The 19,374-nt window shown below is 35.9% G+C and carries 22 protein-coding genes; 9 read left to right on the top strand and 13 right to left on the bottom strand.

What is annotated here, in order from left to right:
• Positions 1-3: 3 nt before the first annotated feature.
• The 3 genes from RBU60_RS02550 to smpB all read right to left on the bottom strand — a co-directional run bounded on the left by RBU60_RS02550 (position 4) and on the right by smpB (position 4,067).
• Positions 4-1,068 carry an endonuclease/exonuclease/phosphatase family protein gene (locus RBU60_RS02550; RefSeq protein WP_308863090.1) on the bottom strand — a complete coding sequence of 355 codons (1,065 nt, stop codon included), beginning with the start codon at positions 1,066-1,068 and terminating at the stop codon, positions 4-6.
• Between the two features lie 69 nt (positions 1,069-1,137).
• Positions 1,138-3,597, bottom strand: a complete 2,460-nt coding sequence (locus RBU60_RS02555) for a DUF5686 and carboxypeptidase regulatory-like domain-containing protein (RefSeq protein WP_308863091.1) — start codon at positions 3,595-3,597, stop codon at positions 1,138-1,140.
• Positions 3,598-3,608: 11 nt separating this feature from the next.
• Positions 3,609-4,067, bottom strand: a complete 459-nt coding sequence (smpB, locus tag RBU60_RS02560; protein ID WP_308863092.1) for an SsrA-binding protein SmpB — start codon at positions 4,065-4,067, stop codon at positions 3,609-3,611.
• Positions 4,068-4,215: 148 nt separating this feature from the next.
• Between smpB and RBU60_RS02565 the strand changes: the two genes are divergently transcribed.
• On the top strand, positions 4,216-5,016 hold the full coding sequence (locus RBU60_RS02565) for a DUF6503 family protein (RefSeq protein WP_308863093.1): 801 nt from the start codon (positions 4,216-4,218) through the stop codon (positions 5,014-5,016).
• Here the strand turns inward: RBU60_RS02565 and RBU60_RS02570 are convergent.
• Entirely contained in the window at positions 5,013-5,561 is a 549-nt protein-coding gene (locus RBU60_RS02570; RefSeq protein ID WP_308863094.1) for a SixA phosphatase family protein, read from the bottom strand. The two genes, RBU60_RS02565 and RBU60_RS02570, sit on opposite strands and share 4 nt — an antisense overlap.
• 4 nt (positions 5,562-5,565) lie before the next feature.
• On the bottom strand, positions 5,566-6,687 hold the full coding sequence (locus RBU60_RS02575; RefSeq protein WP_308863095.1) for an esterase-like activity of phytase family protein: 1,122 nt from the start codon (positions 6,685-6,687) through the stop codon (positions 5,566-5,568).
• Between the two features lie 92 nt (positions 6,688-6,779).
• On the opposite strand from RBU60_RS02575, the gene RBU60_RS02580 reads away from it, so the two are divergent.
• Positions 6,780-6,965, top strand: coding sequence for a CsbD family protein (locus tag RBU60_RS02580; RefSeq protein WP_308863096.1), 186 nt, complete (start codon positions 6,780-6,782; stop codon positions 6,963-6,965).
• A 78-nt stretch (positions 6,966-7,043) separates the two neighbouring features.
• On the opposite strand, the gene RBU60_RS02585 is transcribed toward RBU60_RS02580, so the two are convergent.
• Genes RBU60_RS02585 through RBU60_RS02595 form a run of 3 tightly spaced genes read right to left on the bottom strand, consistent with a single transcriptional unit; the run spans position 7,044 to position 9,700 of the window.
• Complete coding sequence (locus tag RBU60_RS02585) at positions 7,044-8,126, bottom strand: peptidylprolyl isomerase (protein WP_308863097.1); 1,083 nt, start codon at positions 8,124-8,126, stop codon at positions 7,044-7,046.
• A gap of 10 nt (positions 8,127-8,136) precedes the next feature.
• A complete protein-coding gene (gene gldI, locus RBU60_RS02590; RefSeq protein WP_308863098.1) occupies positions 8,137-8,685 on the bottom strand; it encodes a gliding motility-associated peptidyl-prolyl isomerase GldI in 549 nt (182 codons plus the stop codon).
• Positions 8,672-9,700 carry a DHH family phosphoesterase gene (locus RBU60_RS02595; protein ID WP_308863099.1) on the bottom strand — a complete coding sequence of 343 codons (1,029 nt, stop codon included), beginning with the start codon at positions 9,698-9,700 and terminating at the stop codon, positions 8,672-8,674. The genes gldI and RBU60_RS02595 overlap by 14 nt, the downstream gene beginning before the upstream one ends.
• A gap of 370 nt (positions 9,701-10,070) precedes the next feature.
• Here RBU60_RS02595 and RBU60_RS02600 point away from each other — a divergent pair, with 370 nt between their 5' ends.
• Positions 10,071-10,490 carry a nucleoside-diphosphate kinase gene (locus RBU60_RS02600; RefSeq protein WP_308863100.1) on the top strand — a complete coding sequence of 140 codons (420 nt, stop codon included), beginning with the start codon at positions 10,071-10,073 and terminating at the stop codon, positions 10,488-10,490.
• A 256-nt stretch (positions 10,491-10,746) separates the two neighbouring features.
• Here the strand turns inward: RBU60_RS02600 and RBU60_RS02605 are convergent, their stop codons facing one another.
• The 5 genes from RBU60_RS02605 to recF are packed head-to-tail and all read right to left on the bottom strand — an operon-like array spanning position 10,747 to position 14,067.
• Positions 10,747-11,712 carry a T9SS type A sorting domain-containing protein gene (locus tag RBU60_RS02605; RefSeq protein WP_308863101.1) on the bottom strand — a complete coding sequence of 322 codons (966 nt, stop codon included), beginning with the start codon at positions 11,710-11,712 and terminating at the stop codon, positions 10,747-10,749.
• A 16-nt stretch (positions 11,713-11,728) separates the two neighbouring features.
• Positions 11,729-12,250 carry a hypothetical protein gene (locus RBU60_RS02610; protein WP_308863102.1) on the bottom strand — a complete coding sequence of 174 codons (522 nt, stop codon included), beginning with the start codon at positions 12,248-12,250 and terminating at the stop codon, positions 11,729-11,731.
• 23 nt (positions 12,251-12,273) lie between these two features.
• A complete protein-coding gene (locus RBU60_RS02615; protein WP_308863103.1) occupies positions 12,274-12,567 on the bottom strand; it encodes a DUF721 domain-containing protein in 294 nt (97 codons plus the stop codon).
• Positions 12,554-12,982, bottom strand: a complete 429-nt coding sequence (locus tag RBU60_RS02620; protein ID WP_308863104.1) for a lipocalin family protein — start codon at positions 12,980-12,982, stop codon at positions 12,554-12,556. The genes RBU60_RS02615 and RBU60_RS02620 overlap by 14 nt, the downstream gene beginning before the upstream one ends.
• 2 nt (positions 12,983-12,984) lie before the next feature.
• Complete coding sequence (gene recF, locus RBU60_RS02625) at positions 12,985-14,067, bottom strand: DNA replication/repair protein RecF (protein WP_308863105.1); 1,083 nt, start codon at positions 14,065-14,067, stop codon at positions 12,985-12,987.
• Between the two features lie 144 nt (positions 14,068-14,211).
• Here recF and RBU60_RS02630 point away from each other — a divergent pair, with 144 nt between their 5' ends.
• The 6 genes from RBU60_RS02630 (at position 14,212) to RBU60_RS02655 (ending at position 19,374) form a co-directional block, all read left to right on the top strand.
• A complete protein-coding gene (locus tag RBU60_RS02630) occupies positions 14,212-14,994 on the top strand; it encodes a tetratricopeptide repeat protein (protein WP_308863106.1) in 783 nt (260 codons plus the stop codon).
• Positions 14,995-14,997: 3 nt separating this feature from the next.
• Complete coding sequence (ribH, locus tag RBU60_RS02635; RefSeq protein WP_308863107.1) at positions 14,998-15,504, top strand: 6,7-dimethyl-8-ribityllumazine synthase; 507 nt, start codon at positions 14,998-15,000, stop codon at positions 15,502-15,504.
• Positions 15,505-15,595: 91 nt separating this feature from the next.
• On the top strand, positions 15,596-15,880 hold the full coding sequence (locus tag RBU60_RS02640; RefSeq protein WP_308863108.1) for a riboflavin synthase subunit beta: 285 nt from the start codon (positions 15,596-15,598) through the stop codon (positions 15,878-15,880).
• Between the two features lie 3 nt (positions 15,881-15,883).
• The gene (gene mutL / locus RBU60_RS02645; RefSeq protein ID WP_308863109.1) at positions 15,884-17,734 is read left to right on the top strand and encodes a DNA mismatch repair endonuclease MutL; all 1,851 of its coding nucleotides are present in this window, start codon (positions 15,884-15,886) and stop codon (positions 17,732-17,734) included.
• Positions 17,735-18,481: a rhomboid family intramembrane serine protease gene (locus RBU60_RS02650; protein ID WP_308863110.1), complete on the top strand. Its 747-nt coding sequence runs from the start codon at positions 17,735-17,737 to the stop codon at positions 18,479-18,481.
• A complete protein-coding gene (locus RBU60_RS02655; RefSeq protein WP_308863111.1) occupies positions 18,481-19,374 on the top strand; it encodes a rhomboid family intramembrane serine protease in 894 nt (297 codons plus the stop codon). Before RBU60_RS02650 ends, RBU60_RS02655 begins: the two co-directional genes overlap by 1 nt.

Below are 19,374 nucleotides of genomic sequence, written 5' to 3' on the forward strand. Positions count from 1 at the left end.
TCTTCATTTTTTTTTGCCTTTTTCTATTTTTTTATCTGCCCACTCTTCTTCACTTTTTGAAGATTTTAAATCGTGTTGCTTCCATTCGGCTTCAGGAGTGTAATTAAGTTTTACATACATGGGGAAATGATCTGATCCAATATTCTTTTCTCTAGCCATTTCAACAAGCGTAAAATCATTTGTATGAAAGATATGATCTAAAGGCCAACGCATCAAAAGATAATTTGCATTGTAGGTATTAAAAAAACCTCTTCCGCGGCGAGGGTCCATTAATCCGCTAATTTTTTGAAATAATTTAGTAGTTCTAGACCAAGCCACATCGTTGAGATCGCCAAAAACCAAAACTAATTCTGCATCTTTATCAATTTTTTTCCCCATTAAAAGTAATTCTGCATCCCTATTGGTAGAGGTTTTACTTTCGGTAGGACTTGGAGGTCTTGGGTGTAAACAGTGAATATTAGCCATTTTTCCATTAGATAACTCTATAGAACCGTGTATAGAAGGAATATGGTCTTTAATTAAATACTTTACTTCCATATCTTTTAAGGCTAGTTTAGAATACAAGTGCATTCCATACAAGTTATCTAAAGGTACTTTTACAGAATAGGAATACTCCTTTTCAAAAACATTAAGCGCTTTTTCCCATTCCTTATCAGATTCTAAGGTTAAAAACACATCTGGATCACGGGATTTAATCAAATCGATTAATTTGTGATAATCTCTATTTGTAGTCAATACATTGCTTACTAAAACACTTATTTGGTTATTGTTATCTTCTCCGCCGTATTTAATCACTTGCTTTTTCCAAAATATTGTGTAAGGTAAAATGAGCCAGCATTGATAAACCAAGTTGAAGAAGAGAATAGCTACGATAAGAATATGCCACCAATCTTCAAAAGAGTAGACAAATAAAGCTGCAATGATGTTGAAACAAATAAGAACCGAAATCTGGATTCTAGGAAAATCAAAATCTCTTATCCACCAATAGTCAAGTTTAGTGATAGAAGCCAAAGTAGGAATGCAAATCACTATATTAAAGAAGACTACGATAATTTCAATATAATCCATGATTGATATAATTTTTTAAAATAAAGAAGCTTAAACTAAGCTTGTACCAAAGAGAAAGCCTTCAAAGAACTAAAAACTAAGTCCAAACATAAAAGCTCCATTTTGCCAACCGCCTTGGTAAGGTTGTACATAATCTACACGTAGGAATCTAAATTTCCCGATTCCTAAATTACTAATTCCCAAGCTAAACTCAGTGTAAGGTTTGTTTGCTTTTGTCATTAACGAATGCGCGCCCACCACCATATTAAAATTAAGCTGATTAATTCCAGGTATTTTTCCTAAAATCCATCCGTTAAAATTATGTTCTATATGCGCCTCGGCATAATCATCATTGGTGCTGTGTGAGTAATAAGGCAATAAGTTAAATTTGGCTAAGGCATTATCTAAATTGATTCTGGTCTGGTTTCCACGGAAGTGTTGGTAATCTACCAGTGAAATTTCTTCGGCACCAAAGAATTTCCCTGCTCTTAGCGTGTAACTAAATTCTCCTTTATTTTGTAAACTCAGCGTTTGATCTGCTGAAATTTTTAGTAAATAAAAATTGTATTGTTTAATGTCAGAAGCAAATCCTTTTTCATATCCCACCCAAAGTGTAGGGAAATCGTTGTTGTTTACATTATATTTCCCGTCGGGGTAATTGTAGTATTCTTGTCCGAAATTAATTCGCGCATTCAGTTTTAACTTCGCAATGGTGTGTTCTTGAAAAGATGCCGATCCAAAAGCTTGTGGCACAAAAGGATTGTTAGACGTATAACCGCCGTTATCATCGTTGATAAAAACATGATCTGTGGTGTTAAAAAGTGGACTCCTCTTTTCTACGCTTAACGCGGAATAAAAGCGAAAACCATTAAATAATTCTTCAGTATAAGTAGCTTCAGCAAATAACTTATCGTAAAGCTTTAAATAATTGCGTTCAAACAAAATGTTAGCCGCGTCATTCACGTACAGCGGAAGCGGATCGGTGTCATTGATTTGCATCGCTTTAATCCCTCCGCTTAGGCTAATTAAAGGTTTAGATTTGTTGTTGAGCTTGCTTCTAAAGCCTCCACTCACGCGATAACGATCATCACTTAGGCCATAACTCATGTCGCTAAACAAATTCCAATAGGTGTTTTCTTCTTCGTTTCTTTTGATAAAATTAAGGTCTAAATTCACATTCCAACCTTGCACGGTATTGTAATGCAATCCAGTAACTGGACCGCTAATGCTGAATCGATAATCTTTGTGAGAGTTTTGATAACTGTAACCAAAAAGAGGATCGGTTAACGAAAACTTATTCCTTACGCTATCGATAGAATCTTTATATACACGAGAGTTTTTGCGTTCTTGAACGCTATCTTTTTTTACATAATCAGTTAATTCTTCATTCGTTAGCGGAATAGGACGAATGCCTTGCCAAAACAAAGAGTCTTTTTTATTGGCTTCGTCTTCAAAACTCATAATCTCTCTGCTAAAAGACGTATCATCAAACTGCGGACTAAAATCGTGATTGCTATACACCGCCGAAAAGCGTCCGTCGCCACTCACGCCAAAAATTCCCCAGGTAAAATCTACGGTTTGAGAAATTTTAACCCAAAGCTCATCGTTTTTATTGTATTTAAAGTTTTGTTTAAATACCAAGGTATCAATAGGGGTGATTTGCATGGCTTTTCCCGTGGTGCTTAGATCTACCCCGTAAACCTCCCAATCGTCTTCAATAATGTAGATATACCCAAAAAAGATTCGATCATTTTTACGTTTGGGAGTCACTTCTACTTTATTAATGAGGTTGCCTTGCTCGTCGTTAAAAACACCGTCTAGCTTATAGTCATAATAATTAAACGCATAATCGGCGATAGGAGAAACCAGTTCCGTATTGAGTTCTATGGTATTGTTGTAAAAATTAAAATTAGCTTCGCGTGCACTGTTGAGGCTAAATCCGTTATCATTTCCACTTACTTTAGAAGCCACAATTTTCTCGTGAAATTCATCTGGCGCTTTAAATTTTATCTTAGAGATGGTTTCAGATAGATATACAATTCCGCTACGCGTAGAATCTAATCCGCCGCCAAGGTCACCAACTTCAGCGCCCAGTATTTTCTTTGGTGCATTCTTTATTTTCCATAAACCACGCGAATAAAAATCGGCCGTATAAGCATCGGTTTTAGCTAGATTTTCCTTCCTATATTCAATCGCTTTTTTAATGACGCGAATCGCAGGATTCTTTCCAGATTTAAGAACAACTTCATCTAGACTCGTAGATTCTTCCGCTAAGGAAACATTTAAAATAAACGGAAACCGCTCTATGTTCACCTCTTTCTCTAGGGTTTTAAAGCCTAAAAACTGAAAAACCAGCGTATTAGTGCCGGTTTGTTCATAATCTAGTTTATAATTTCCTTCGTTGTTGCTGGTGGTTCCTTTATAGGTGTCTTTTAGATAGATATTTACATAAGGAACGGGCTCGCCTGCTTCATCGGTAACCTTACCGACTACTTGAGAGAATCCAGAAAATGAAGTAATAAGAAGTGCTAGGAGTAAAAGTTTTTTCAAAAGAAATGCGTTTAGTTAAATTCTTTTTTAATGCGATCTAAACGGCGTTTGCTATCTCGATCTTTAATGGTTTCTCGTTTGTCATGGATTTTCTTACCCTTACAAAGGGCAATGCTGAGTTTTGCAAAACCCCGGTCGTTAATAAACAAGCGAAGCGGAATAATGGTTAATCCCGATGAAGTGACCTGTTTCTCTAGCTTGCGCAATTCTTTTTTATTGAGCAATAATTTGCGTTCACTTTTTGGCGTGTGGTTAAAATGCGTAGCGTGAGAATACTCTTCTACGTGCATATTAATCACGAATAATTCACCGTGATGAAACTCGCAAAAGCTTTCGGCAATTCCAGCTTTTCCAGCTCTAATGGATTTAATTTCGGTTCCGGCTAGTTTTATTCCTGCAATAAACTTTTCAAGGACTTCATATTGAAACTTAGCCTTCCGGTTCTTTATGTTGATGTTGTTTTTACTCATAACAATCGCTAAAATAGGAAGCTTTTTTCAAATAAACATAGGCTACAGCCTTAAAGACGTCATAAAATTAGTTTTGTTGCAATTTTGAGGGATGCAAAGGTTGCTTTCCTAAGAAGTTCTGTATCTTTACGGGCAAATAAAAATACCCATGAAACAGATCTATATTTTCTTGTTATTAACGGTTTTGGTAAGTTGTAAAGATGAGTCTAAAGAGCCTGCTGTAGAGGTGAAAGATGATTTTACTGAAGAAAAAGTAGCCAAAGCACAAGAGGTGTTGAGTAAGGTGATTGAACGTGCAGGCGGAGAAAAGTATCAAACTTCGGCTATAGAATTTCGCTTTCGCGGAAATAAATACAGCAGCGTTCGCAATTGCGGAATGTACGAACTTCAAAAAGTACAAGTTACTGAAGATGGCGATACCATTAAAGATGTGTTGTCTAATATGGGCTTTGAACGCTTTGTGAACCGAGAGAAACTAAACTTACCCGATTCTTTAGTTGCAAAATATAGCAACGCGGTAAATTCAGTTCATTATTTTGCACAGCTTCCTTTTGGTCTTAACGATCCTGCGGTAAAAAAGACCTACCTAGATACGCTTAGCTTGGAACAAAACAAATACCATAAAATAAAAGTGCAATTCGCCGAAGAGGGTGGAGGCGATGATCACGATGATGTGTATATGTATTGGGTTAATATGGACAAAAACACCATCGATTATTTAGCCTATTCTTTTGAAGTAAATGGCGGTGGAATGCGTTTTAGAAAAGCCATTAACCCTAAAAAAGTAAATGGAATACGTTTTGCAGATTACGAGAATTATGCTCCAAAAGAGGATAATATAAACGTGGAAGACCTAGACAAAGCCTTTATGAATGATCAGCTTAAAAAAGTTTCAGAGATTATCAATGAAGACATTAAAGTGGTGGTAGGAAAAGACAAATGCAATTAAAGCGGATGCTGGGTTAAAGAGCTTGTCATTTTTCCGTTCTTATAAATAACTACTTTATATAAATTGCTATTGTTGCGATCGTCAATATCTTTATACTTCTTTTTGCCTAAAATAAGATTTACAAATTTTGGCGTTGTGTCGCTATGACCTACCACCAAAACCGTTTTGCCTTTGGTTTCTTTTTGAAAATCTACATCATTTAATTTTTTAACGCTATACAATCTTACATCGGTAGAGAATAATTTTGCTGTTGGGGCTGCGGTTTGCTGGGTACGCTTAAAGTTACTGCTGTACACGAGGTCTATTTTCTTGTCTTCAAGTACTTTTGCCCAGTTTTCGGCTCTTTTTTGTCCAAGTTTTTTCAAAGAAGGATCATTACTGTCGGTAGAACGATCTTTTTCCCCGTGTCTTATAAAGTAGTAGGTAGTTTCCACCTCAGCTTGAATTTCTTCCGCGGAAGCGATTTTATCACTCTTTTCAGAAGTTGTAGGTTGATCTTTACAAGAGAAAAATACGAAGAGAAAGTATATAAGAGTATATTTCATAAGCTTAATTGTTGATAATTTCGAACCACAAAAGCTGGTTGAGTTGTGGCATAAAACTACTAAAGTTATTATCTGAGATTAAAAGTAAGGTTTTATTTCCATTTTTTAAGGTGGGACCATAACAAAAACCTTCTAGGTTATCGATGGTTTTATCGGTTAGAAATTTTCTAATATCTTCTAAATCAAGCACCAAGTTCTTTTCTGTTTTAGGTTTTGACAAGCCGCGAACCGACTTTTTCTCTAGTGTGTTTTCGCTTTCATAAACCACATATTCGTAAATATGTACGTTGTGAGATTTACGACCTCTCCCTGCAGAAAAGGCTCTCTCCAATACTAAAAACCGATCTTTATCTATCGCAAGAATATCGGTAAGGCCATTAAGGTAAAAAGGTAAGAAAGGTATTTTTCTAATTCTTCCCAGTGGGTAAGTGAATTGTTTTTGAGGTGTTGTGTTTTTAAAATCATAATAGGTAAAGCGTACTGGAGATTTGGTGCCATAAAGTTTTGGTTTGGGACCATCTGCTTCTAAGGGAAGCTCATTAGCCACCCAAAATCCTTTCTGGTCTGTACTTGCCGTGACTCCTTCAAAAACACCATTGTTTCTTGGTTTTGATTCGCTATGGGCTTTAAACTGAAATGGAATTTCATATTTCTTTACCAATTTGCCTTGGGGATTATATTGGAGAATAGAGGGGTTTTTACCATTTTTTATACTGCCCTCGCTCACCACGATAAAATCATTCTCATGGGGCGTAATGATAAAGTCTTCTAGGTCTAAATAGGTGTTTTTAAGCGAAGCTTCACTTTTATCTAACAAGATCACTTCATTAAAAAGTAGACTATCAATTTTTCTTTTACTGGTATGCAGGCGAGCTTTGTATATTCTTGGGTTACTGGGATCATCGCAAACCATATAATATTCGTTTTCTTTTTTTACAATCCCAGAGAGACCTCCAATTTTGGTATCGGCTAAACTAGCGTCTTCAGGAATAATATATTCATCAAGGAATCTAAGCTCTATAGAAGGCTCTTTAGAAGGCGGTAAGGAGGCGCAATTGGTAAAAAGGGCTAGGGATAGTGAAAGGAGTAAAAGTTTTGGTAGGGCGTTCATTTTATTTAATAACATAGTATTAAGATAATTATAGGAATATTTTGGGAGTAATGCATCTCTTTTAAGTGTAAATTTATACTATTACTAAACCCTAAAACTTATATATTATGAATAGTCAAGAATTAGAAGGAAAATGGAAACAAGTAAAAGGTCAGTTTAAGCAAAAATACGGTAAAGTAACCGATGATGATATGACTTACTCAGAAGGTAAATTTGATGAAATGCTTGGAAAACTACAAGAGAAAACAGGAAAAAGTAAAGAAGCTTTACAAGATGAGATTGGTAAGATGTAATTGAGATTGCTATGAAAAAGGAAAAAGCCTCATTGAAAAATGAGGCTTTTTTTTGGTCTTGTTTGTTTTTAATATAAATTATTCTTGGCCAATACCTACCAGTTCTACATCAAAAAGTAAAATAGAGTTGGGAGGGATAGGTCCGTTTCCTCTTTCTCCGTACCCTAAGTAAGGAGGAATAATCAGTTTTGCTTTTTCACCTACTTTTAATAAGCGGATTCCTTCATCCCATCCCGGAATTACTTTTCCTACGCCAACAGGAAATACCAATGGTCTATCTCTATCATAAGAAGAATCGAATTTAGTTCCATCAGTTAGCATTCCTGTATAGTGAACTCTTACCGTTTGTCCACGTTCTGGAGTAGCTCCCGTTTTTTTACTGGTCGTGATTTTATAACGCAATCCGCTTTCGGTTTTGGTATAACCTTCCGCCATCGTATTGATTTCTTTATCTATAGCTTCTTTGGCTTTAGTTTTTTCAGCTTCAGCTTCCTGTTGAGCTTCTTTTTGAGCTTCTTCCGCTTTATTCAAGCTAGATTTAAAGACTTTTGGCGCATTAAAAGCTTTGGCATCATCTCCTATTCTAATGATGTTCACTTCTTTTAAAGTCACAGCATCTACAGGCTTATCTCCTTGACCTGTTTTTACGTTTCCTATAGTGTCTACTTTATCCTGTCCTACAACAATTTTTCCGAAGACAGAATGCATATTATCTAAATGTGGAGTAGGTCCAAGGGTAATAAAAAACTGACTCCCATTGGTTCCAGGACCTGCATTCGCCATAGAAAGCATTCCTTTGGTTTTGTGAGTTAAGCTTTTATCAAATTCATCTGGAAACTTGTAACCAGGACCTCCAGCGCCAGTTCCTTTAGGATCTCCTCCCTGAATCATAAATCCTTTAATAATACGGTGAAAAGTTAAACCGTTATAGAATTTTTTTCCTTTGTAGGTGGTATCTACCATATCTTGGTTTCCTTCAGCTAGAGCGACAAAATTAGCTACGGTAAGCGGAGCTTTTTGATAATATAATTCGGCTACAAAAGTTCCTTCGCTGGTTACAAATTCGGCGTACATCCCGTCTTCTAAATCTGGATACTTATCGTTACAAGCAAACAAGCTAAGGCTTGTAATTAATAAGACTAATAAAGTGTGTTTTTTCATTTTTTATGATTTATTGATTTTTTTCTAAACTAATTGAATTTAAAGTGATGGTAGAACGTATAGGTATATTTCTTCCAATTTTTTCTGAATCGCCATAATAACCAAAGGCTTTATGGGATGGAAATAGGAAAGTGACGGTTTCTCCTTCTTTCATGAGTTTTAAGCCTTGTCGCAATCCGTTAAAAACATTTTCTTTATCGATGACATATTCTCTAGTTCCAATCTCTTTTTTGGTATAAATAGGAGTTCCTTCAAGCGTAGAAATATCATAATCAAACTCTACTAAGTCTCCAAAATGAGGAGTTAACGTGTCTTCTATGTTTTGAGCGTTGTAGTAATACCAAAATCCATCAGAGGAGGAGAGGTAATTGTTGATGCTATCTTTTTTAATAATATTAGCGATGATTTTCTCTTCTTTCGCCACCATCTTTTTATTCCGCTTGACGGATTCCTGTATAAATGACCCCGACTTGGAAGCAACAGGTCTTCTGGCTTCGGGCGTTTTGCATGCCATGACACAAAAAAGCGTTAAAAGGATGTAAAAACTATTCTTGAGCATCTTCCAATTCGTTTTTATAATTTTTTATAGTGCTTTCAAACGAGGTGATGGTTTCGTTTAGGGATAAATCGCTTTTTCCTCCTGCGGCATTAATGTGACCTCCACCGTTAAAATGATCTCTGGCAAACTGATTGACATCAAAATTACCTTTAGAACGCAAAGAGATTTTAATAATTTGGTCTTGTTTGTTCTCAATAAATATAGCAGCAAAAACAATTCCTTTTATAGAAAGGCTGTAGTTTACAAAGCCTTCTGTATCTCCTTTTTTGAAATTATTTGTGTCTAATTCTTCTTGAGAAAGTGTAATATAAGCTGTTTTTAATTCTGACAACACCTTCATATTATTTAAGGCAACGCCCAATAATTGCATTCTATTGGTAGAATTAGTGTCATATACTTGTTGATGAATGTCTGAATTTTTTGCGCCTTTATCAATAAGATCAGCAATCACCCTATGTGTAGTGCTGGTGGTAGAAGCAAATCTAAACGAACCCGTATCGGTCATAATACCAACATATAAACAGGTCGCGATATCTTTTGTAATTTTATCAGTGGCATCCATCATCTCTAGAAAATGGTAAATCATTTGGCAGGTCGAAGAAATGCTCGTATCACTATAAGTGTAGGCAGCATAATCTGCGGGAGCCTGGTGGTGATCTATCATCACGTACGTAGAATCAGTTTGGTTTAAAACGGCTTCCATATCATTTCCCGTTCTAGAAAAATGATTAAAATCTAAGGTAAAAATAAGTTCTGCATCTGCAATAAGTTGCTTCGCTTTTTCGGTTTCAGTAGAGAATAAAATCATCTCTTCAACTCCCGGAATCCATTTTAAAAAATCTGGAAAATCATTGGGAGCTACCACTACGGCATCGTGACCGCATTGTTGTAAATATTGCTGTAACGCAAGCGTAGAGCCAATCGCATCTCCATCCGGATTTCTATGAGGTATGATTACCGTCTTTTTAGGCTGGGAGAGAAGCGCTTTTAATTCGTCTACTTTTTCTTTTTCCATAGCGGTAAATATACAATTTCTTTAGATTTTGAGTAATATTGACCTATAAATTTAAAGTAAACCCTAGTCTTAGGATTTCTTTCCCCGTCAAGCGGAAATATATTTAGGAGGCTTTAAAACTAAGTGCTGACCATTGAATGAAAACCAACGGAATTATAGTAGTGAAAAAATCACTTGATTTGAAGTCTAGCATCTTATGTCTTATAGTGCCCACCCGAAAGAATTCTTTAGGACAGGGAGCGTCTCACGTAAATGTACCGCTGCGGTACGGGCGGGTCTAACTTCTTAGTCGGCACGACTATAAAAATAGCTGAAGACTTGTATATCATCTATAAAAGACTAATTTTGCATCAAATTAAAAGAAAATAACATGGCAGGAAATAAAACTTTTACTATGATTAAGCCAGATGCGGTAGAAAATGGCCACATTGGAGCGATATTAGAACAAATCAACACTTCTGGATTTAGAATCGTGGCGTTAAAATTAACGCAAATGACTAAAGCTGATGCCGAAGAATTTTACGCAGTTCATAACGAGCGTCCATTCTTTGGAGAGTTAGTAGAGTTTATGACTCGCGGACCTATCGTTGCGGCGATCTTAGAAAAAGAAAATGCAGTTGAAGACTTTAGAACTTTAATTGGAGCGACTAACCCAGCAGATGCTGCGGAAGGAACGATTAGAAAAAAATATGCAACTTCTATAGGAGAAAATGCAGTTCACGGAAGTGATAGCGATGAGAATGCAACGATTGAAGGTGCTTTTCATTTTGCAGGTAGAGAAATGTTCTAAACATAAACTACATCAACAATAAAAAAGGCTGTCCAATGGACAGCCTTTTTTATTGTTATCTTTCTGTAGATCCACTTTCATTCCTAAAATTAGTTTTTGTCACCTTGAACGGAGTCGAAAGGTTAAACAAAAGCGTCTCGACTCCCCGCCAGAATGAATTCTTTCGGGCTGGTGCTCGACGTGACATAGGAACCATTATTTCACTAAACTGGAAACTAAACGAATATTGTAGTTATCTTTTAAAAATAGTAGATACTTATTTCTTAATCATTTTAATCGTCTTGCTTTTCGTTTTAGATTGGATAGTTAAAAAATAAGTTCCAGAAGCTAAAGAAGTTAAATCCATTTGCTCGTTTTGAATGCTTATTTCTAATTTGTTTCCTAAAACATCATACAAAGAAGCAGAAAATTCTTCTTGATATGCATTTTGAAGATGTATAACGTCCTGCGTAGGATTAGGATAAACGCTCACCGCAATTTGTTGGTTATTGTTAACGGCTAAACCATCAGGATCAAAACGATATACGGTTCCTTCTGGGATGTTGCCTATAAGAGCGCTTTCTAAGTCTGGAGCGTTATTGTTCGCTATAATCACGGTTGGATTTATAGGATCTTCAATTAACAAATAAGCGTCTTCGTTAAAAGTTTCATTTATTAAATTATAAGACGGAACATAAGCTACAATGGGACCTGGTAATTCTTCATAAGATTCATTAGGATTATTAATAGAATTAGGGCCATACCTGTATTCGATGGAATCATCGCTTTCATACAACCAAACTTGAAAATCCATAGAATCATTATCAGTAGTATCATCCCAAAAACCAGCATTCTTATATTCTAACTTAAAAATGCGGTTGCCAACACTTCCTTCCACTACATAAGAAATAGGGGATAAGGATTGCTCGTTAGAACCTTCTTTAGATACAATGTCTTGAGCAATGGGTGCAAGCAAGCTTAAGGTGGTACTAAATTGCTGAAAAGTAAGTACTCCGCCAGCATATTCATCAGAAGTATATAGCGTAGAATAATTTTGACCGTAAACTTCAAAATCAAATCCTATGGGAATAGAAAAAGCGGGGTCATCCCAAAGCATTCCATTATTCACAGAAGTAGCATTGACAAGATCTTGATAAGGTTCATTAAAAGCCGTTACGGTATAATCTTGCGCCTGTAATAAGCTGCTGATACCAAAAACAAATAGAAGAGTAATTTTTTTCATCTGGGTCAAGATTTAATTATTCAAAAGGGATACGTTGTTTTTCATAGACACGATAAAAATCTACTAAGTTTGGTTCTTCAGCTTGTAATTGCATTAATAGAGTTTTATGATGGATTTGAATGGTATCGCTGCTTATAAAATCTACTTGATATAAGAAAGTTTCTGTTTCATTACTTTGGTAATCGCTTTCAGAAAAATACTCTAAACTTACTTGATAATCCGTTTCATTTAATTGTTCCCAATTGCCTTGACCAGCGGTATAAAAGCATTCCTCACTTGTTTTTTGTTCAATAAAATTATAATAAAACAGCTGATTGGTGTCATTTGAAAAATATAAATGACTATTAGTTGTGGTTGAACAATATGGGAAAGGATTTACAATTTTACTGTTATCCTCATAAATCTTAACGTTTTGAAAAGGTTGCCATTCTCCTGTTATAGGGTCATCAATAGTTTCAACACTCGGCTGGTCATCATCGCTTTGACAAGCAATCAAAAAGAAAACGGCGAGTAGGGAGAGTATGATTTTAATTTTCATAGGAGTAAATATATATTATAATTTTATCTCAAAACTAATTTATCTACTAATTCTTCTCCTAATTCATTATTAATCATTGTTATGATTTTAGATTTTCCGTAGCTTAACTCTTCCCGCAATACCGATGAACTCAAACTCACATACAAAGTTTTCTCATTCAGTTGTATCTCGTCGGTGTATTTCGCAATCGCAGGTCCCATTTGGGCATTCCAAACTTCTTTTACATTGACTTTATTCAGTCCTTTTTCAAGCTTGTTCTTCTTTACAAAAGCTTTGAGTACGTCGCTTATATTCTGCTCTTCTTTATTTCTCGCCATCTGTAATATATCCTTTAAATTTTTTATAGGTATACGTGATTCCGTTTTCGTTTTTCACTACCAATTCTTCTTCGGTTAACCGAATTAAATGCTCTTTCCATTTATCTTGAAGCGTTTCATAATAAAGAAATATACTATCGTTTTCTTTCTTTACAAAAACATTTTCTTTTGCCCCATTTGTTTTATAACCACCATCAAACTGAGGTTGCATTTTTTGCCGGAAACCTTCCTGGTTTTCTAAATAAAAATAATCTACATTCTCGTTAAAGCTAAATTCTTTTTCTTTGCCGTTATCTCCTTTTACGTGGCTAATTTCCCAATAGCCATTTAGCTTGTCAATATCAGAAAGTGCTGGTTCTGAATTGCAAGAGACTAATAAAAAGCTGAGTGATAAAAATAAAAATAGATTTCTCATAATTAAGTTAAATGTATCATTTGGTATTCTTTGGCGTGGCTTTTTACCACATTTTCGGTTCTATCAGCGTGGGTATCACTAATAAATAACTGTCCCAAATCATCTTGAGTCACCAGCTTTATAATTTGTGCCACGCGTTCTTCATCTAGTTTATCAAAAACATCATCGAGTAATAAAATAGGATTCACTTTGCTTACTTGCTTTAAAAAATCATACTGCGCTAACTTTAATGCGATTAAATATGATTTTTGTTGTCCCTGTGAACCAAATTTCTTTACGGAATGCCCCTTAATCTTCAGGCTTAAATCGTCTTTATGTGTTCCTGCGCTGCTGTATTGCAATTTAAGATCTTTTTGGAGATGTGCTGCTAACAATTCCGTTAAGGAGGTTTCACTCAGCTGACTTTTATATTTTAGCTTCACCGCTTCTTTTCCATCACTAATGGTGGCATAGCGTTCTTCAAAAATGGGAGTAAAGATTTCTAAAAAAGCTTTTCTCTTTTCATGAATGCTTTTCGCCAAGGGTAATAATTGCAGGTTATACACTTCTAAGGTCTCTTTTTCAAAAGTCCGGTTGGCTGCAAAATACTTCAGTAAAGAATTCCGTTGCGATAAAATTTTATTGTAATTGATTAAACTCGTAAGGTATGGTTTGTCGCTTTGAGAAATAATACCATCTATAAATTTTCTACGCACGTCGCTGCCTTCCATAATTAAATCCCGATCGGCAGGCGAAATAATCACCACGGGAATTAAACCAATGTGGTCGCTAAATTTTCCATAAGCTTTAGCGTTTCGTTTAATCACCTTTTTTTGTCCTTTCTTAGCGCTAACCACCACTTTCTCTTCTCTATCGTTTTTTTTAAACTCTCCGTCAATGACAAAAAAGTCGGCGTTATGATTAATATTTTGACTCGTAACCGGGTTAAAATAACTTTTGCCATAAGCTAAATGATAGATGCTATCTAAAACATTGGTTTTACCCACGCCGTTAAACCCGACGAAGCAGTTTATTTTGTCATTAAAATTGAAAGTAACGTTTTCAAAATTCTTATAATGAAGGAGTGATAATTTATTTAAAACCATAGGAGTTTTACAATCTTCTTTTAATTTGATTTTAGAGAAGCTAAAAATACAAATACATAGGCTAACAACTTCTTTAAAATAACAAATAATTCTCTTTTATATATGGATAAATATTCTAATTTTGCGATTCATTAACTAATTTTTATGGCAACATATAAGAAAAGGGGTTACAAGCCTAAAGCAACGAAAGAAAATGATGGGGTAGACGACAACTTCAACGAGGAAGAATCTACAACAGCAGAAGTTTTTAATAATCTAGATGAAGGTGCTAACAAAACAGAGGAATGGGTTGCCGGCAATCAAAAGCCTATTCTTATTGTTATTGGAGTAATCGTGATAGCCGTATTAGCTTACTTGGGATACTCTAGATTTGTTCAGCAACCAAAAGAGTTTGAAGCTGCAGATGAGATCGCTCAGTCTCAAATCTATTTTGAAAATGCTTTAGACGCTACCAATAAAGATCAAGATTCTTTATTTAACCTAGCCTTGAATGGCGGTAACGGAAAATTTGGATTATTAAAAGTAATTGATCATTACGGAAGTACTTCTTCTGGTAACATCGCGCATTACTATGCGGGAATCGCTTACCTAAATACTGGAAAGTATAAAGAGGCGATCGATCAATTAGAAGATTTTAAAAGTGATGATGAAGTTTTAGCTCCGCTAGCCAAAGGTGCCATAGGAGATGCTTTTATGCAGTTAAACCAGCCAGAAGAGGCTTTGGGATACTATGAGAAAGCGGCTAAAATGAGAAATAATAAATTTACTACGCCTAAGTTTTTAATGAAAGCGGCTATAACTGCAATTCAATTGAAAAAAGGAGCTGACGCGGAAAAACACTTAACTCGAATTGAAGAAGAGTATAGTGATTCTCCTGAAGCAGAAGAAGTATCAGTTTATTTAGGACAAGCACAAGGTTTACAGTAAACAATGGCAACAGCAGGAAAAAATTTATCTGAATATAATAAAGAAACCATCCCAAACGCGAAAGATTTTCGGTTTGGGATTGTTGTTTCTGAGTGGAACAGTAAAATCACCGAAGGCCTATTTCAAGGTGCTTTTGATGTATTTTTAGAAAACAATGTCTTAAAAGAAAACATTGTGCGTTGGAATGTTCCTGGAAGTTTTGAACTTATTTACGGCTGCAAAAAGATGCAAGAGTCTTTTGAAATGCTAGACGCTATCATCGCCGTAGGAAATGTGATTCAAGGGGAAACCAAACATTTCGATTTTGTTTGTGACGGCGTTACTCAAGGCATCAAAGATTTAAACATACAAAGTGATATTCCTGTCATTTTTTGTGTCTTAACCGATAATACCAAACAGCAATCTATAGATCGCTCTGGCGGAAAGCATGGAAATAAAGGTGCCGAAGCGGCAGTAGCTGCCATTAAAATGGCACAGCTTAGAAAAGACGCGACTTTCTACAAGGAATAAGCTTTTTATTCTCTTTCTTTTTCTTTAAAATTTAACCCTGCTTTCTCGGCATTGTTTTTGATTTTCCATAACTTTGAAGCAATAGGAAATCATGGGAATTTTAAAGCGCCGTAAAAACAAGAAATTTAGCTACAGCCCTCGTTATTACAATGACGAAGGGAAAGGTAGTCCATATCAATTAGAACATAAGTTTGATAAATTTCGTTCAACTGCGGGAGATGCTGGAGGTTTGGTTCACCGCTTTAAATCGGCTTGGTCTGAATTTAGAGATGAATCTGATAGAAAAACCAACCGCAGGGTACTTTGGATTATTCTTGTTTTAGTTTTTATATTCCTTTTTATTATTGACTTTGATCTTTCTATTTTCTTTAGCTAACCCATGACAGATATCATTCAACTTTTACCAGATCATGTGGCCAACCAAATTGCTGCAGGAGAAGTCGTTCAACGTCCAGCTTCTGTGGTGAAAGAACTGTTGGAGAATGCCATAGATGCTGGAGCCACCAACATACAATTACTTATTAAAGACGCTGGGAAAACCCTCATTCAAGTAGCCGATAACGGTAAAGGAATGAGTATAACCGATGCGCGTTTATCTTTTGAACGTCACGCTACGTCTAAAATCAAATTGGCAGAAGATTTATTTCAACTGCAAACCAAAGGCTTTAGAGGAGAGGCTTTAGCTTCCATCGCGGCCATTGCGCAAGTCGATTTAAAAACCAAACCTCAAGAGGAAGAGGTAGGAACACATATTCAAATAAAAGGTAGTGAAGTAGAGTCTCAAGAGGCTTGCGTTACACCTATAGGAACGGTGATCCACGTGAAAAACTTGTTTTATAACATTCCGGCAAGGAGAAATTTTTTAAAATCAACAGCGGTAGAAACACGTCACATCATTGATGAATTTCAGCGCGTGGCTTTAGCGCATTCTAGCATCGCGTTTAGCATGCATCACAATGGGAACGAAATGTTTCAGCTTCCTATAAGCAATCTGCGACAGCGAATTGTGAATATTTTTGGTAGTAAAACCAATGAAAAATTAGTCCCCGTAGAGGAGGAGACCGAGTTGGTAAATATCACCGGGTTTGTAGGTAAACCTGAATTTGCTAAGCGTTCGCGAGGAGAACAGTTTTTCTTCGTCAATAATCGCTACATCAAATCTCCTTACCTCAATCACGCGGTAACCGCTGCTTTTGAAGGTTTACTGAAAGACAAAAGCTATCCTTCTTACTTTTTATTCTTAGAGGTTGATCCCAAAAGTATTGACATCAATATTCATCCTACTAAAACCGAAATTAAATTTGATGATGAACATGCTTTATATGCTATTTTAAGAAGTTCCATCAAGCATAGTTTAGGTCAATTTAGTGTAGCGCCCGTATTGGATTTTAACCGGGATGCGAATTTAGATACGCCTTACGATTTAGAAACGAAGTCCGCGAGAACGCCTCAGGTAGAAGTAGATCGTGATTTTAATCCTTTTCAAGAAATAAAATCAAAGGCTACCTCTGGATCTGGTTTTCAACCTAAAAGACAAACTGTGCCGCAAGAGAATTGGGAAGCTTTATACCACGGATTAGATAGTAAAGATGAGAATGATTTTTCTAAGGTAGAATTTGAAAGTGATGCTATTACAGGTCAGCTTTTTGAAACTTCTAAGGTTTCGGCTTCTTCTACCACCTTTCAATTGCAAAAAAAATACATTATAAGTCCGTTTAAAAACGGAATGATTCTTATTGATCAGCATAGAGCACATTGCCGAATCTTATATGAAGATTTACTGAAAAGCATTACGGTTAAAGCAGCTGTAAGTCAGCAATTACTGTTTCCGTTGTCCTTACAATTAAATGTGCAAGAAATCGAGATGTTGCATCATCTGCGAGAAGCCTTGGAGCAAACCGGATTCATCTTTTCAAAAATGAAAGATGGGGAAGTAGAAATTACAGGGATACCGACCTTGATTACCGAAAGTGAGGTTTCTATTTTATTGGATCAGTTGCTCTCTGATTTTGAAAATGAAATTCCAGATAGTGGCTTTTTACAAACCGATTTATTAGCCAAATCCCTCGCGAAAAGCATGGCGATAAAAGCAGGAACCCAATTAGATACCGTAGAACAAATTGCGATTGTGAATGGTTTATTTGCTTGTAAAGAACCACAATTAACACCGACGAACAAAAAGATTTTTATAACGCTTCAAGCGGAAGACATAGAAAAAAAATTCATGTAAATGGGAAATATAACCGATACCGTTAAAGTTTTATTGATTGCCAACATCCTATTTTTTTTAGGAAGTCAGTTTTTAGGAGATTATGCTTATCAATTGTTTGCCCTGTGGTTTCCCGAAAATGAAAACTTTCAGTTGTGGCAAATTGCCACTCACATGTTTATGCATAGTGGCTTTTCGCATATTCTTTTTAACATGTTCGCTTTATACATCTTTGGAAGTGTATTGGAGCAGACTTTAGGGCAACAGCGCTTTTTGTTTCTTTATTTTTCAGCAGGATTAGGTGCCGCAGGATTACAAATTTTATTTAGCTATTGGAATTTTAATAATGCGATGCAAGTCTATTTAGATGCAGGTTTATCCACACAAGAGGTGCACAATATGTTGTCGCAATACAGCAGCACAGGAAAGGTGTACTCCGCTATTCCGCGAGAAGCGACACAACAATTAGTAGGAACTTATATGACGCCTATGGTGGGAGCATCAGGGGCAATCTTTGGAATATTGGCAGCCTTTGCTGTGGTGTATCCCAATTTGCCTTTATATTTAATGTTTATTCCCATTCCTATTAAAGCCAAGTATTTAATCGGAGGATACTTTTTAATTAATGTATACTCAGCAGTAACAGGAACCTCTTTATTTGGACCTTCAAATACGGCCTATTGGGCACATATTGGAGGAGCCATTATTGGGTTTATTACCATGTGGTATTGGAAGAAAAATAGTTTTAACTCAAACCGTATCAATTAATGCGTTGGCAAGATCAATTACGGTACAAGTATAATATGGCGGGGGTTTTAGAGAAACTCATCGCGGTCAATGTATTGATATTTGTACTTCAGTTTTTTCTACAAACTATTGGATTTCTATTTAAAATTGAAGTGAATTTTATCTTTAATTGGTTTAGTTTTCCTACTCATATAGGCGCTTTGCTCTATAAGCCTTGGAGCACTATTACGTATGCTTTCTTGCACGGTGGTCTTTTGCACTTGTTCTTTAATATGATCATCCTATATTTTTCGGGAAGGTTGTTCCTCACTTTTTTCTCTCCCAAACGATTGCTGAATTACTACTTTTTGGGAGCTATAAGTGGTGCTTTGCTTTTTGCGCTGAGTTATAATTTATTTCCAGCATTTTCTAGCTTGGGGAATGTTCCTTTGGTAGGAGCATCTGCTGCCGTAACCGCAATTTTAGTTGGGGTTGCAACACAAGCTCCGCATATGCAAGTACGCATGATGTTTATAGGAAATATTAAATTATGGTGGATTGCTGCTTTTTTGGTGGTGTTTGATTTTATTCAGATTCCGTTTGGAAATGCAGGCGGACATATAGCGCATCTTGGCGGCGCATTATTGGGATATGTGTATACCACACAACTTTCTAAAGGAAATGATATTGGCGCTTGGTTCCAAGCAATAACCGATACGGTGGTGGGGTGGTTTCAGCCTGCTAAAAAGAAGCCTTTTAAAAATGTGTATAAGAATACAGCAAAAACTAAAAGTAAAAGAACAGCTGCTAGCTTTACGCATCCCGTAGAAAAGCAAAAAAAGATTGATGCCATTTTAGATAAAATCAGTAAAAATGGATATGAGAGTCTAACCAAAGCAGAAAAAGATTACCTTTTTAAAGCAGGTAAAGAATAG

The sequence above is a fragment of the Mesonia profundi genome, from assembly GCF_031085155.1.
Classification (GTDB): Bacteria; Bacteroidota; Bacteroidia; order Flavobacteriales; family Flavobacteriaceae; genus Mesonia; species Mesonia profundi.

What these genes read in the sequence shown, in the direction of transcription:
- RBU60_RS02550 (WP_308863090.1), bottom strand. Translation starts at nt 1,068, where the DNA reads ATGGATTATATTGAAATTATCGTAGTCTTCTTTAATATAGTGATTTGC.
- smpB (WP_308863092.1), bottom strand. Translation starts at nt 4,067, where the DNA reads ATGAGTAAAAACAACATCAACATAAAGAACCGGAAGGCTAAGTTTCAA.
- RBU60_RS02565 (WP_308863093.1), top strand. Translation starts at nt 4,216, where the DNA reads ATGAAACAGATCTATATTTTCTTGTTATTAACGGTTTTGGTAAGTTGT.
- RBU60_RS02570 (WP_308863094.1), bottom strand. Translation starts at nt 5,561, where the DNA reads ATGAAATATACTCTTATATACTTTCTCTTCGTATTTTTCTCTTGTAAA.
- RBU60_RS02575 (WP_308863095.1), bottom strand. Translation starts at nt 6,687, where the DNA reads ATGTTATTAAATAAAATGAACGCCCTACCAAAACTTTTACTCCTTTCA.
- RBU60_RS02580 (WP_308863096.1), top strand. Translation starts at nt 6,780, where the DNA reads ATGAATAGTCAAGAATTAGAAGGAAAATGGAAACAAGTAAAAGGTCAG.
- RBU60_RS02585 (WP_308863097.1), bottom strand. Translation starts at nt 8,126, where the DNA reads ATGAAAAAACACACTTTATTAGTCTTATTAATTACAAGCCTTAGCTTG.
- gldI (WP_308863098.1), bottom strand. Translation starts at nt 8,685, where the DNA reads ATGCTCAAGAATAGTTTTTACATCCTTTTAACGCTTTTTTGTGTCATG.
- RBU60_RS02595 (WP_308863099.1), bottom strand. Translation starts at nt 9,700, where the DNA reads ATGGAAAAAGAAAAAGTAGACGAATTAAAAGCGCTTCTCTCCCAGCCT.
- RBU60_RS02600 (WP_308863100.1), top strand. Translation starts at nt 10,071, where the DNA reads ATGGCAGGAAATAAAACTTTTACTATGATTAAGCCAGATGCGGTAGAA.
- RBU60_RS02605 (WP_308863101.1), bottom strand. Translation starts at nt 11,712, where the DNA reads ATGAAAAAAATTACTCTTCTATTTGTTTTTGGTATCAGCAGCTTATTA.
- RBU60_RS02610 (WP_308863102.1), bottom strand. Translation starts at nt 12,250, where the DNA reads ATGAAAATTAAAATCATACTCTCCCTACTCGCCGTTTTCTTTTTGATT.
- RBU60_RS02615 (WP_308863103.1), bottom strand. Translation starts at nt 12,567, where the DNA reads ATGGCGAGAAATAAAGAAGAGCAGAATATAAGCGACGTACTCAAAGCT.
- RBU60_RS02620 (WP_308863104.1), bottom strand. Translation starts at nt 12,982, where the DNA reads ATGAGAAATCTATTTTTATTTTTATCACTCAGCTTTTTATTAGTCTCT.
- recF (WP_308863105.1), bottom strand. Translation starts at nt 14,067, where the DNA reads ATGGTTTTAAATAAATTATCACTCCTTCATTATAAGAATTTTGAAAAC.
- RBU60_RS02630 (WP_308863106.1), top strand. Translation starts at nt 14,212, where the DNA reads ATGGCAACATATAAGAAAAGGGGTTACAAGCCTAAAGCAACGAAAGAA.
- ribH (WP_308863107.1), top strand. Translation starts at nt 14,998, where the DNA reads ATGGCAACAGCAGGAAAAAATTTATCTGAATATAATAAAGAAACCATC.
- RBU60_RS02640 (WP_308863108.1), top strand. Translation starts at nt 15,596, where the DNA reads ATGGGAATTTTAAAGCGCCGTAAAAACAAGAAATTTAGCTACAGCCCT.
- mutL (WP_308863109.1), top strand. Translation starts at nt 15,884, where the DNA reads ATGACAGATATCATTCAACTTTTACCAGATCATGTGGCCAACCAAATT.
- RBU60_RS02650 (WP_308863110.1), top strand. Translation starts at nt 17,735, where the DNA reads ATGGGAAATATAACCGATACCGTTAAAGTTTTATTGATTGCCAACATC.
- RBU60_RS02655 (WP_308863111.1), top strand. Translation starts at nt 18,481, where the DNA reads ATGCGTTGGCAAGATCAATTACGGTACAAGTATAATATGGCGGGGGTT.